The organism is Staphylococcus sp. URHA0057 (assembly GCF_000620265.1).
Taxonomy (GTDB): Bacteria; Bacillota; Bacilli; order Staphylococcales; family Staphylococcaceae; genus Staphylococcus; species Staphylococcus pasteuri.
In genome coordinates this window covers 135215-149176 of the sequence record NZ_JHVS01000008.1, presented here as the reverse complement: position 1 = coordinate 149176, position 13962 = coordinate 135215, and the positions used below count along the sequence as shown (strand labels likewise).

Here is a 13962-nt window from a genome sequence, read left to right as displayed (position 1 = left end):
ACTTATATTTTACTTTTTATAAAAAAACAAGCCCATAAGAAATCATATTCAGGAATAACCTAAATTGATCTTATGGACTATATCTCATTTATTTATTCATTGTCTATTTGACGTATCACTTTACAAGGGTTACCTACTGCTAAACTATTTGGCGGTATATCTTTAGACACTACACTACCCGCACCTATAACACTGCCTTCACCTATAGTAACCCCGGGTAAAACTGCTACATTACCCCCAAACCATGTATTACTTCCTACTATAATTTCTTCAGCTAATTCTAAACCTTTATTTCTGTCTTTAAACTTTAATGGATGTGTTGCTGTATAGAAGCCACAATTGGGACCAACAAATACATTATCTCCAAAAGTGATACCTCCGCCATCCATTAGATAGCAATTGGTATTTAAAAATACATTTTTTCCAAAGGTAATATTCCAACCATAATCTGTATCAAAAGGAATCGCTATACTTATATTTTCAAGTTTTGCATTAAATAAAGTCGATAATATCTCATGTCTTTTTGTTTCATTACTAGGTCTCGTATGATTATATTCAAAACATAAGTCTTTAGCTTTCTTTCTATCTTCAATTAATTCATTATCAAAATTAGCATCATACCACTGATGAGCTAACATTTTTTCCTTTTCAGTCATTAATCTTTTCACCCTAACAATTACTCTTTTCTATATTAACTCCTATGTTGTCATGTAGTCTCCACCGTTAACATGAATTACTTGTCCAGTAATATAAGAACTATCAGCAGATGTAGCTAAAAATACATAGGAAGGTGCTAGCTCTGCTGGTTGACCTCTACGTCCCATAGGAGTGCCACCGCCTTGATTTTCAACTTTATCTTCATCAAATGTAGAAGGAATTAAAGGTGTATAAATCGGTCCAGGTGCAACTGCATTTACACGAATATTTTTCTCCATAAGTGTTGTAGCTAATGAACGCGTAAATGATACAATGGCGCCTTTTGTTGCTGAATAATCAATCAAGTGTCCTGAACCTCTATAAGCTGTCACACTTGTTGTATTAATAATCGTATCTCCATCATTTAAATATGGTACGGCAGCTTGTGATAAAAACATCATGCCGAAAATATTAGTTTGGAATGTTTCTTTAACTTGTTCTGGCGTAATTTCTTCAAAATGGTCTCTTGGAAATTGTACGCCACCATTATTAACTAATATATTAAGTCCTCCGAAATCCTCTACAACATCTTTGATAAGTTGTTGTGATTGCTTTTCGTCTTTTAAATCATGCGCATATGCTTTAGCCTCGACACCTAGTTCTTTTAATCGATTAACGGTATCTTCTGCATCTTGATGTTCATTATAATATCCGATAGCTACATTAGCACCTTCTTTAGCAAATAGAATTGCTACAGAGCGTCCAATACCAGAATCTCCGCCAGTAATAAGTGCTACTTTTCCTTTTAATTTTCCAGCTGCTTTATATTCGTCTAATTCAGCAATTGGTTTAGGATTCATGTCAGCTTCAATACCTGGTTGTTGTGGTTGCGTATATCCTTTAATTTGTTGATGAAATTCTAATAAGTTTATAGTTTTGCCCCTTTCCTAATCTTTATTCACCTTCCCTATAAACTTACATATAAAACTACCTATACACCTTTATAGGGCTATTCTTTAAGAATCATACTGAAGTACGAGTTCACATCAATACTATAGCCTCATGTTTTTTATCAACATATTTTTTATAATAGACTCTACCAACACATTAAAGGAGCCAATATCATGAAACGTATTTTAAAATCAGCAATCGCAGTTCTTATACTTTTAGGCGTGGTCAAAACTTTCCAAACTCATGACGTTATTAATGAAGCCGATCGTTATTATCAACAAGCAAAAGATGGTCAAATCTTAGAAAATATTTCTAATTATGACATCAATCAAGTTAAAGATATTGATCTTAAACAATTTTCCCCTTCAGACTTTTTCTAACTCGTTAACCAAAAATCCATTCTATTTATAAGAGCTACAATTCCAGCATATTAGCTGTTAATATAGATGATAAAATCCCACACAAATGTTTCTTAAAATATTTGTGTGGGATTTTTTTATTATCTAGTCTTACTTTCTTCTTTTGGCAAACAATGTGTTTGACTTATATACCTATAGGGGGTACATTAATGATGAGAAGAAACGGAGGCTTTCACATGGATAATAACAAAAAAACAACTATAGATATCACAGGAATGACATGTGCTGCGTGTTCAAATAGAATAGAAAAGAAACTCAATAAACTTGATAATGTTACTGCTCAAGTTAACATTACAACTGAGCAAGCAACAATTGATGATCATCAAGGACAATATCATACTGAGGACTACGTTAACGAAATTCAACATTTAGGCTATGATGTCGTTAAAGAAAGTGTAGAATTAACGATTTCTGGCATGACATGTGCAGCATGTTCTAATCGTATTGAAAAAGTACTTAATAAAATTGATGGTGTTATCAATGCCAACGTCAATTTAACTACCGAACAAGCTACTGTTGAATATTATCGTGGAGTAGTTAATAGCGATGATTTCATTTCTAAAATACAAAATTTAGGCTATGATGCAAAAGTAAAAGAAGGACAAAATCAATATTCTAATAAAGATAAACGACTCAAAAAGCAACTTACTAAATTAGTCATAGCTGCTATATTATCAATACCATTACTAGCAACGATGTTAGTTCATTTGTTTCATATGCCATTACCTTCAATATTTATGAATCCATGGTTCCAATTCATATTAGCCACACCGGTACAATTCATTATAGGTTGGCAATTCTATAAAGGCGCCTATAAAAATCTTAAAAATGGTTCCGCAAATATGGATGTATTAGTGGCATTAGGCACGAGTGCTGCCTATTTCTATAGTATCTATGAAATGTTTAAATGGCTCAATCACACAACTCAAATGCCTCATCTTTATTTTGAAACGAGTGCAGTGTTAATTACTTTAATTTTATTTGGTAAATATTTAGAAACGAAAGCTAAAACACAAACTACTAATGCATTAGGTGAACTATTAAGCCTTCAAGCTAAAGAAGCACGTGTTATTAAAGACAATAAAGAAATGATGATACCTGTAAAAGATGTTCAAGTAAATGATAATATTTTAATTAAACCAGGTGAAAAGATTCCAGTTGATGGCATTATTCTAAAAGGTACAACGTCAATAGATGAATCTATGCTTACAGGTGAATCTATACCTGTAGATAAACAAATCAACGATAAAGTTATTGGTGCGACAATTAATCAAAATGGCGCCATTGTTATTCAAGCTACTCAAGTAGGTAATGATACCGCACTAGCTAATATCATTAAAGTCGTTGAACAAGCTCAAGGATCTAAAGCACCTATCCAACGTTTAGCAGATCAAATTTCTGGATATTTTGTACCTACTGTTATAGGTATTGCTTTACTCACATTTATTATTTGGATTACGTTAGTACATTTCGGACAATTTGAACCAGCACTTGTAGCCGCTATTTCAGTGCTAGTGATCGCTTGTCCATGTTCATTAGGATTGGCAACTCCAACATCTATTATGGTAGGTACTGGTCGTGCTGCTGAAAAAGGCATCTTATTTAAAGGTGGTCAATACGTTGAACAAGCACAAAATATTGATACTATCGTATTAGATAAAACAGGTACTATTACAAATGGTAAGCCTGTTGTAACTGATTTTGAGGGTGATAACGAAACGTTACAATTACTTGCAAGTGCAGAATATGCTTCTGAACACCCTCTTGCAAAAGCAATTGTTGATTATGCTCAAACAAATAATATCAACTTAATAAATACAGATACATTTAATGCACTGCCTGGTCATGGAATAGAAGCATCTGTTAGTCAAAAACAAGTTCTAGTAGGTAATCGCCAGTTAATGACATCAAATAATGTTGAACTCTCAAATCATATTGAATCTAAAATGACAGATTGGGAGAGCAATGGTAAAACTGCCATGCTTATCGCTATTAACGGCGTTTATCAAGGTCTGATAGCAGTAGCAGATACTATTAAAGACAATGCAATTGAATCAATTCGTCGATTACACGATATGAATATTAATGTTGTTATGCTAACAGGTGACAATGATAATACTGCTCAAGCTATTGCAAAACAAGTGGGTATTGATCGTGTTATAGCAAATGTACTTCCTGACGAAAAATCTGCACATATAACACAATTACAAAAGGAAGGTAAACAAGTTGCCATGGTTGGAGATGGCGTTAACGATGCGCCTGCGCTTGTAACAGCAAATATTGGTATAGCGATGGGTACTGGAACTGAAGTTGCTATTGAAGCTGCCGACATTACAATTTTAGGTGGTGATTTATCCTTACTGCCTAAAACATTAAACATTAGCCAATTAACAATGCGTAACATACGACAAAATTTAATTTGGGCATTTGGTTATAATATAGCCGGCATCCCTATTGCAGCATTAGGCCTACTCGCCCCTTGGATTGCAGGGGCTGCTATGGCACTTAGTTCTGTCAGTGTAGTCACAAATGCACTAAGATTAAAACGTATTATAAAATAATTTCAACACTAATTGGTATGCATTTACTTTCAAGTCATGCAACTTAGTTATAAAATGAAATTAAGTCATTAAATTATAGAGGTGAAAAAAAATGGGACAAAAAGTTATAAATGTAGAAGGTATGAGTTGCGATCATTGCAAAAATGCAGTTGAATCTGCTTTAGCAAGAATCAATGGTGTTTCTGCAGCAGAAGTTAATTTAGACAAAGGTCAAGTACGTGTCGATTATGATGAAGATAAAGTACAATTATCAGACATGAAAGATGCTATTGAAGATCAAGGCTACGACGTTAAATAATTCAAATAAAGCATTGAGTATAGATAAAGCACTAAGATGATTTATTTTTAATCACCTTAGTGCTTTTATTTTGGGGTTTATGTCTCAATCCCCCCATTTTTAATTTACTCGTAAGTGTGTTGTTCCAGTTTGTAGTACTTCTAATGTTGCATCTAATGCATCAACGATTAAATTTTTTACTGCAGCATCTGTATAAAATGCAATATGCGGCGTAATAATGATATCTTCTCTATCAATTAATTGTTGCAATAATTGATCATTAAACTGTTGTTCACGTTGATCACTAGGGAATAATCCACGTTCAAATTCATACGTATCTAAAGCAGCTCCTTTGATTTGTCCACTATCTATACTAGATAATAATGCATTGGTATCTACTAATGAGCCTCTAGCACAGTTTACAAATACAGCTCCTTTTTTAAAATGAGAAAATGTATGTTTATCAAACAAATGATGATTATATTTTGTAGCAGGTACGTGCAATGTCACTATATCTGCACCTTCAATTGCTTCTTGTAATGTAGGTTGATAAGTTACATATTCTTCACTACCTTCATTTGGAAACGGATCATACGCTACAACTTCACAATCATATCCTTGTGCAAAAATCTTGGCAACAATACTTCCAATTCTACCTGTTCCAATTACTGCTACTTTTAATTCACTTATTGATTTTGATAATATCGAAGGTTCCCATCTAAAATCATGAACGTTCATTTTATTTTGGATTGCGTTAAAGTTTCTTACTACATTAATTGCTTGCGTCACTGCAAATTCAGCAATTGAACTAGGTGAATATGACGGTACATTGGAAACAATGATGTCATATTTTGATGCCAATTCTAAATCATACGTATCGAATCCCGCACTTCTTTGAGCGATTTGCTTAATACCAAATGATTTTAACTTCACAAATACTTCTTCAGAGATAGGTATTTGTTGTGAAAGTGATAGTCCATCAAATCCTTCTACTTCATCTATATTATCGTCTGTTAAAGGATGACGTGATAGTTCATATTCAACGTTATTCTTCTTAGCCCAATCTTCAATATAGACAATATCCTCATCACGTACACTCATTATTTTTATTTTAGTCATACTAACATCCCCTACACATTATTTTTCATATAAATTGGTTAATGTTGATAATCGTTTTGCTGCTGTTTCAAGTTGTTCTTCAGATAATGCTAATGAAAGTCTGACATAATACTTTCCATTGTCACCAAATGGTATACCAGGTGCGACTAAAATTGATTGTTCTTTTAATAACATCTGTTCAAACGCTTTACTATCGTATTGAGGTGGGGTCTTCAACCAGCAATAAATGCCTCCTGTTGAATGAACAAATGGTATTCCCGCTTCCTCTAATTTACTCTCAAAGATATCTCGTCTTCGTTTAAATGTGGCATTTTGTTCTTCTAAAAAGTCATCATAATGATTTAATGCATAAGTAGCTGCGTCTTGTAACGCTCCAAACATACCAGCATTTGTATGTGTTTGATATTTTTTCAAAGCTTGAATCATGTCACGATTACCTACTGCGAAACCAACTCTAAATCCTGACATATTGTATCCTTTAGATAATGAAAAGATTTCTACTGCTACATCCTTTCCATTTTCTGAAGATAAAATACTTGGATTTTTAGCATCAAAACCAAATGCGCTGTATGCAAAATCATGAATGATTTTGGTATCAGTATGTTTAAATTTTTGTATTGCTTCATCAAACACTGATTTCGTAGCAGTTGAACCTGTAGGATTATTAGGATAGGTTAAATAAACTAACTTTGCTTTTTCTAATATTTCCGCATCCACTGCATCCCAATTTGGTAAATAATACGGCGGTTCTAAATTTAATGGAACTGGGTTAGCGTCAGCTAGCATCACACCTGCCAAATAATCCGTATATCCTGGATCTGGTAATAAGACGTTGTCACCTGGATTTGCTAGACATGTTGGTAATGCAACTAACCCATTTTTTGTACCATATAGTATACATACTTCTTCATCTTTATCTAATTCGACCCCGTAGTGTCTTAGATAAAAATCTACAATAGCTTGTTTAAAAGTATCTTTACCGTGAAAGGCACCATATTTTTGATTTTCAGGTATTTTTAATGCTTCAGCAAAGTGGTTAATAATACCTTGTGGTGTTTCTCCATCTGGAATACCAACAGCCATGTTGATTAATGGTAATGGTCCATGTTCAATTTTACGTCCCATCGTTTTTCCAAAATAACTCTCAGGGATAGCCGCTAATCGATTCGACATTTTCAACTTAAAACGCCCCCTTTATACATTATTCAACTATTTTTATAATCATCTATTAGTACATTCATTTTATCAACCGTTAAAATATTGTCAATATTCTAAATTTTTAGATGATTTAATCAAAAAAAGCTAACAGAGTTATTACACTCCGCTAACTTTTAATTTAAATCTGATTATCTATATCTTTAAGTATTTCATCAACTGTAATTTTAGCACTAGTTAATACGATAGGTACGCCTGCTCCCGGATGGGTACTTGCACCTGCAAAGTATAAATCTTGATAGTCTTTAGAAACATTAGGTGGTCTAAAGTAATTACTCTGTGATAATGTCGGCATTAAACCGAATGCAGTACCGAATTTAGCATTAAATTTACTTTCAAAATCTTCTGGAGTAAAAATCGTTTCTGATATGACGTGTTCCTTAATACTTTCTAATGTAGGAATCGTTTCCAGTTTACGATAAATAATATCTTTAACTTCATTTATAAAATTTTCGTTATCCCACTCTAATTGTCCTGTTTTAAGTTCTGGCGTTGGCATAAGAACGTATAGCCCTGTTTGACCTTCTGGTGCTAATGATTGATCTCCTATTTTTGGTACATATAAATATAATGAAGGATCTTTTGATATATCACCGCCAAAAATCTCTTCAATATTTTGTCTGAAATGATTTGAAAATATGACATTATGCAATAACACATCTTCTGTAATATCTTTATCTATTCCAATATACATTAGAAAAGCAGAGCAAGAGTAATCTAATTTGTCTATCTTTTGAGGTGGATATTTTTTAACAGGTGCATGTTTAGGCATTAATTCTTGTGCTGCATAAGGAAAGTCAGCTGTACATAATACTTTGTCAAAACGCTGGACCAAACCGTTTACTTTGACACCATCTGCTGTCTTATATTTAGGATCTATAATAATTTCTTCAATATCTGCATTACATTGAATATCGACACCTAAGTCTTCGTTTAACTTTTGTAATCCTTTAACCATACCGTACATTCCACCTTTTATGAAATGAACGCCAAACATCATTTCAATCATCGGTATAATAGAGTATAACGATGGACCTCGTTTAGGATCTATTCCAATATACAGCATTTGAAACGCAAGTAATTTTTGAATTTTTTCATTATCTACATATTGTCCAATTAAATTGTCAGCATGATTTAATGTTTTTAATTTATATCCTTGAATCAATGATGTCATATTATAAAAGTCAGATGGTTTTCTGTATGTACGTTCTAAAAAGTATTTTCTCGCAACCTCATATCGTTTATAAATATCAGTTAAGAATTTCATAAATCCGTGTGTTGTTCCTGGTTCAATCTGTTCTAACGTATCATGTAATTCAGCTAAATCAGTAGGTACACGTACTTTGTCATCTTTATCAAAGTAGACGTCATAAATGTATCGTAATTGTTCCATTTCAACGTAATCTTCAAAACGCTGTCCGCAATCCTCAAACACTGCTTTGTATACTTCAGGCACCATTACAATAGTGGGACCCATATCAAAGGTAAAACCATCTTTCGTAAATTGATTCATTCGTCCACCAATTTTATTATTCTTTTCAAATAGTGTGACTTGATGTCCTTTTGCGGCTAGTCGAGCTGCCGAGGCTAATCCAGTTACACCTGCACCTATTACAGCAATATTCAATTCGCATTCATCCTATTCTTGATATTTATTTTTAATCTGTCTATATATTTTTAATTTTTTAATTCTAGAAACATAAACTCGACGATGTAATGAATAATCGTGCTGTCGTGCCTCATCAATAATCCCTTTATAAATGAGTGCTGCTAATTCTATAATTGGTCTTGCTTCAGGTTTATATACTTCCAAATGATCTAAAGTATATTGATAATCTTTTTCTGCAATTTGAGCGTAATGTTCCCATAATTGAATATAATTTTGTGTAGGTTGATTATGGAAGACATGTTTTATATCTACATCAAATTGATGAATCATTGATTGACTAAAGTAAATTCTACCTTTTTCAAAATCTTCACCAACGTCACGTAAAATATTAGTTAATTGTAAGGCTTCTCCTAATTGTCTCGATACTTCATAAGTTTCTTCAACAGGATGTTCAGTCAAAATAGGTGTCAATATTTCACCTACTGTGCCAGCTACACCATAACAATATCCCATCAAATCTTTATCTTCTTTAAACATTTCAAAATCTTCATCTTCTGATACAGCATGAATAAGATTATATAATGATTGATATTCCATTTTGTATTGCTTTGACGCATCTAAAAAAGCTAACATAATAAGCTCATCACTTTTGAATTGATCAATTGACTGAACTTCTTGTGCCTCAATTAATTGAATATCTTCTTTAATAGCTTGTAACTTTTCAGGGTCTTGTTCTTCATCAATACTATCATCTATAATTCGGCATACTGCATATACTGCCCATATCGCACGCCTCTCACGTTCAGGTAATAAATCAAACGCATAAGAAAAACTTTTAGAATACTTTTTCATAATTTGATGGCAATATTTATAACTTTCATTAATCGTTGTCATTATTTGACCTCCTGTTGCTTTAATACTATTCACTTTAATGAATGTCAAAGTGTCTACCTTTCCATTCAACCTTTTTCAAAATATATGTATGCCACAATGATTTCCCAAAAATACTACAGAAAAATAAAAATAGTAATGGATGTAAACATAACAATATCCTAGAAAAATTACCAACACGTCGATGCAATTGAATAAACTGAATTGTATAGATAAAGTATAGCGTTAACATTTTAAATTTTGAAATAGGTTTATAAATACAACTAAATATTATTCCTAAACTAGTCATTATAGAACCAAATAGCCAAATTATTATAGCAAACATTATGCGTGACTCTGTCTGATTAGCACCTACAGATAAATGCTTGGTCCAACCTTTAACTAATGCATTCAACCCCTCTTCGTACATTCTAAAATGAATGTTGCCTTTTCCTTCATAAAGTGTGACAGGTAAATTGAGTTGTTGATAAGCTTGGCCAAGTGCAAAGCCTTCAATAATACTGTGTTCTGCATTCAGATGCCCATTAGTAGCTAAATAGTCATCTATGTTAGTTAACAATATTGGCCCAAATGCTATATTATTGTCCTTCTGTTTCTTTAAAGATGAGAAGTGATTCATACCTACTACAGTCATTAAATTAAAAATTGCTGATAAATTTTCATAGATGTTACGTGTTTTATGATAAGGTTGAACACTTAGTAATCCTTTATCGTCTTGATGATGATAAGTATGAATAAGTTTCTCAATGACTTCGTTATTTTCAAATACTACATCTGCATCCACAAACATTACTAATTTACTATTACAATACTTCATTCCTTCATAACATACACGTGATTTACCACGCCATTTATCTTCAATGGAATATTGAACTTGATGAACCTCAACTTGATATGCTTTTGCAACGTTGACTGTGTCATCTGTAGAACCATCATCCATGACAATCACTTTAAAATTTCCAGTTTGCGTTAATAAGGATTCCAGTAATTGTGGTAATCTATGAGCTTCGTTTCTAGCAGGAATAATAATAGTTATGATTGGATTACTCCCATTTATTTCTTTCAAATCATGGCTATTATTTGTTTTCTGATGGTTCAATCTATATCTATGATTATATATAAAATGACCACACACTATTGATACCGTTGTAAAAACAGTAATAATATATTGAATAATTCTCACTATTTTTCTCCTTTAGTTCCTTCGCGCAGATTAATCATATCTGCTACTTGTTGTCCGCTTAAAGTAACCATAGGCATACCGCCTCCTGGGTTGACGGAACCACCAACAAAGTACAAATTATTAAAATATTGGCTACATTTAGGGAATTTGAAACCTTTATTTTTCTTTTTATCTGCTACAACACCATATATTGCTCCTCTATTAGAACGGTAATGTTGCTCAATATATTCAGGTAACCAATAATCTTCATATATAATATGCTGTCTTAAATCAGTTAGTCCCATACGTTCTAATTTATCTAATACGATGTTTCTAAATATTTGATACTCTTCTTTTTTAAAAGGTTTATCTTGAATATATGGGATATGTGGTAAAACTTTTATATTTTCATAACCATTAGGTGCTTGAGTTGAGTCAGTTTTATTCGTATTTACTAAATAAATCGTTGGGTCTTGAGGTAATATTTTTTGATCAAATACTTCTTCATAATTTCTTTTTGAATTACTGGAAAAGAAAAAATTATGATGTCGTAGCTGAGGATAAGATTTACTGACACCCAAATGCATTACAAATCCAGAACTAGCCGGTTCGTATACGCCTTCTAATTTATCAATACGTTTTTGATTAAAATGTAATAATTCTCTATATGTAGGAATAACTTCCATATTAGAGATAATATAGTCAGCTTCAAAAAATCTACCATCTGCTAATCTAACTCCTACTACGTCGTCATGATAGGTTTTTATATTTTTAACAGATACACTAGTGTGAATTTGAACCCCTTCTTCTATAGCAAGTTGTTCCAATGCTTGAGCGAGTCGATGTATACCGCCCTGAACATACCATAGACCTTGTTCTTGTTGCATATTAAATAGCATTGATAATACTGCTGGTGCATGATAAGAAGATGAACCTACATATTTGATAAAGTAACCTAACATATCTCTTAATTTAGGATTACTAACACGTTGATTTATTGCTTGTTGCATAGTAGAAAAATAATCAAACTCTTTTAAAGAACGTAAAGGCCCATGATATTTTATAATATCTTTTAATTTGTCTAACCCTTTATTAAAATAGCCTTTTTCTGTAATTCGCTGTATACGTCGTGTATACTCTAAATAATTTTGTAACTCTTCTTTATCAGTCAAAGATAGTTGGTCATTATTTGAAAATGTTTGTTCTATTCCTTCATATAAATCTATATATGTACCATCTGTAAAGAAGCTTCGCCATTGTAATGGTAATCTTTCAATTGTTACATAATCTTCCATATGTTTATTACTATATTCGAATAAACGTTCAAAAATTTGAGGCATAGTTAATATAGAAGGTCCTAAATCAAAACCAAACCCTTTCGTTTCAAGGCGATTGACTTTACCTCCTATATGTTCATTTTGTTCGAATAATGATACTTCATAACCACTTTGTGCCATTCTAATTGCAGCAGATATACCACCTAATCCACCACCAATAACAACCACTTTAGTATTTTCAGTCATGTATTTAACCTCTTTTATAAATTAAACGAATTAACTTTTCTAATCTTGGACGATTATATCTTTGTACTAAGATCACAGGAATATGACTAAATAATACATAGATTAAATTGATTATTTGTATGTATCTAGAAGATTTCACAAATATAATAACTGGTATTATAGACAACCAATGAATCAATTCTGCTCTTTTCATTTCAATATCAAGTTGTTTTAATGTTTCAATATTTAAATCTTCTATTGAATTCTTATTATATATATGAGAATTTAATTTACTTCCTTCAGGTATCAAGTACTTCCATTGGTTTACTTTTAAAATTCTATTCCAAAATTTACCATTATTTTCCCAAGAGTATATACGAAATATATGCCCATTTTTTTCAAAAAATGAATTAGGTATTTTAGTTCCAAAGTGTGCTAATGTCATTTGAATCGAAAACCAATACAAACTATGTAAAACAGTTAATTTCAAGGTCTTTTTAATAATTTTCAAACACATAACAACACCTTCACTATTTTATCACCTATTAACATACGTTTTAGAACATGTTCCCTCATTATCATTATTTAAACTCTAAACACCAAATGAATTAAAATTTTTAATTAAACTTTGTAAAAAATTAATAAGCTAAATAAAAAAAGACATAAAAAAAGAGGATGACATAGTCATCCTCTCAATCATTTATAACTCGAAGTTCTTTCCAGTTATAAACTGAATCCTACCACCATCCGTGGCTTTGACGGAAAGCAATTGCACTGCTTAATGAACCGTAACGGCTATTAGCATAGTTAAGCATACCTTTAGTTTGGCTAGCTACTGATCCTGAACCCCAAGATTCTTTAGTTTGACCTAAACCTCTGTATCCAGCTGGGTTAACTGCGTTAGGGTTACCACCTGATTCAGGCATAACGATAGCGTTCCATGCAGCTTCAGTACCACCATTAGCTAAGAATTGAGCTTTAGTTGATCCACCAGTTGAAGCACTTGAAGTTGAAGCACTTGAAGTTGATGGTGCTGAGTATGAAGTTGTTTTAGTACTGTAGTTATGGCTTGAACTACTGTTTGAAGAAGTAGTTGGAGCTGAAACAGCTTCTACGTTAGTGTTGCTTGATTGTTGGTTAGAGCTTACTGATTGAGTACTAGCTTCTTGGTTATAAGAAGTTGTGTAGTCAGCTGATTGAGCTGCAGTATTTGATGTTTGAGCTGATGCTTGAGTTGTTGAAGCGTTTGAACCAACTTCTTGGTAGTTCCAAGAGAAGTTTGTACCGTCTGAAGTGAAGTTATATTCGAATCCACCACTTACAAAGTGAATGTCGTAAGCGCCAGCTTGAACTGGTTGAGCGTTTAATTGTTCTGGGTGGTTATGAGCTAAGTCGATTAAATGTGCTTGATCTACGTTAGTAGTTTCTGAAGCGTGTGCTTCGTGACCTGATACTGCGTAACCTGCTGCTCCTAAAGTTAATGCTAATGTTGATGCGATAAATGTCTTCTTCATAATTGAAAAATCCTCCAAAAAGTTTTTTGTTTTTATATGTTTTCTTGTATTAAATTCGTTGTGCAATATTGAAAATGTTTTTGTTTAACTTTCGACGGTATTCACT

General features: G+C 32.5%; 13 protein-coding genes. 3 read left to right on the top strand and 10 right to left on the bottom strand.

Going from position 1 to position 13962, the window contains the following annotated elements:
* Positions 1–92 precede the first annotated feature (92 nt).
* Together N524_RS0106275 and N524_RS0106270 are read right to left on the bottom strand one after the other, a co-directional pair.
* Positions 93–656 (bottom strand): sugar O-acetyltransferase, encoded by a 564-nt coding sequence (locus N524_RS0106275; RefSeq protein WP_017636581.1) that lies wholly within the window; start codon positions 654–656, stop codon positions 93–95.
* A gap of 42 nt (positions 657–698) precedes the next feature.
* Positions 699–1568 carry an SDR family oxidoreductase gene (locus N524_RS0106270; RefSeq protein ID WP_017636582.1) on the bottom strand — a complete coding sequence of 290 codons (870 nt, stop codon included), beginning with the start codon at positions 1566–1568 and terminating at the stop codon, positions 699–701.
* 192 nt (positions 1569–1760) lie between these two features.
* On the opposite strand from N524_RS0106270, the gene N524_RS0106265 reads away from it, so the two are divergent.
* The 3 genes from N524_RS0106265 to copZ all read left to right on the top strand — a co-directional run bounded on the left by N524_RS0106265 (position 1761) and on the right by copZ (position 4865).
* The gene (locus tag N524_RS0106265; RefSeq protein ID WP_029055986.1) at positions 1761–1967 is read left to right on the top strand and encodes a hypothetical protein; all 207 of its coding nucleotides are present in this window, start codon (positions 1761–1763) and stop codon (positions 1965–1967) included.
* Between the two features lie 215 nt (positions 1968–2182).
* Entirely contained in the window at positions 2183–4567 is a 2385-nt protein-coding gene (locus tag N524_RS0106260; RefSeq protein WP_029055985.1) for a heavy metal translocating P-type ATPase, read from the top strand.
* Between the two features lie 91 nt (positions 4568–4658).
* Positions 4659–4865 (top strand): copper chaperone CopZ, encoded by a 207-nt coding sequence (gene copZ / locus N524_RS0106255; protein ID WP_029055984.1) that lies wholly within the window; start codon positions 4659–4661, stop codon positions 4863–4865.
* Between the two features lie 99 nt (positions 4866–4964).
* Here the strand turns inward: copZ and N524_RS0106250 are convergent, their stop codons facing one another.
* The 8 genes from N524_RS0106250 to N524_RS0106215 all read right to left on the bottom strand — a co-directional run bounded on the left by N524_RS0106250 (position 4965) and on the right by N524_RS0106215 (position 13856).
* Positions 4965–5963 carry a D-lactate dehydrogenase gene (locus N524_RS0106250; protein WP_029055983.1) on the bottom strand — a complete coding sequence of 333 codons (999 nt, stop codon included), beginning with the start codon at positions 5961–5963 and terminating at the stop codon, positions 4965–4967.
* 18 nt (positions 5964–5981) lie between these two features.
* Positions 5982–7136: an aminotransferase class I/II-fold pyridoxal phosphate-dependent enzyme gene (locus N524_RS0106245; protein ID WP_183998729.1), complete on the bottom strand. Its 1155-nt coding sequence runs from the start codon at positions 7134–7136 to the stop codon at positions 5982–5984.
* A 163-nt stretch (positions 7137–7299) separates the two neighbouring features.
* Complete coding sequence (locus tag N524_RS0106240) at positions 7300–8805, bottom strand: phytoene desaturase family protein (RefSeq protein WP_029055981.1); 1506 nt, start codon at positions 8803–8805, stop codon at positions 7300–7302.
* Between the two features lie 12 nt (positions 8806–8817).
* Entirely contained in the window at positions 8818–9681 is an 864-nt protein-coding gene (locus N524_RS0106235) for a phytoene/squalene synthase family protein (protein ID WP_029055980.1), read from the bottom strand.
* 34 nt (positions 9682–9715) lie between these two features.
* Positions 9716–10861 (bottom strand): glycosyltransferase family 2 protein, encoded by a 1146-nt coding sequence (locus tag N524_RS0106230; RefSeq protein WP_029055979.1) that lies wholly within the window; start codon positions 10859–10861, stop codon positions 9716–9718.
* Entirely contained in the window at positions 10861–12363 is a 1503-nt protein-coding gene (locus tag N524_RS0106225) for a phytoene desaturase family protein (RefSeq protein ID WP_029055978.1), read from the bottom strand. Before N524_RS0106225 ends, N524_RS0106230 begins: the two co-directional genes overlap by 1 nt.
* A 4-nt stretch (positions 12364–12367) precedes the next feature.
* Positions 12368–12853: a hypothetical protein gene (locus tag N524_RS0106220; RefSeq protein WP_017636592.1), complete on the bottom strand. Its 486-nt coding sequence runs from the start codon at positions 12851–12853 to the stop codon at positions 12368–12370.
* Between the two features lie 226 nt (positions 12854–13079).
* Entirely contained in the window at positions 13080–13856 is a 777-nt protein-coding gene (locus N524_RS0106215; RefSeq protein WP_017636593.1) for a transglycosylase, read from the bottom strand.
* Positions 13857–13962: the final 106 nt, after the last annotated feature.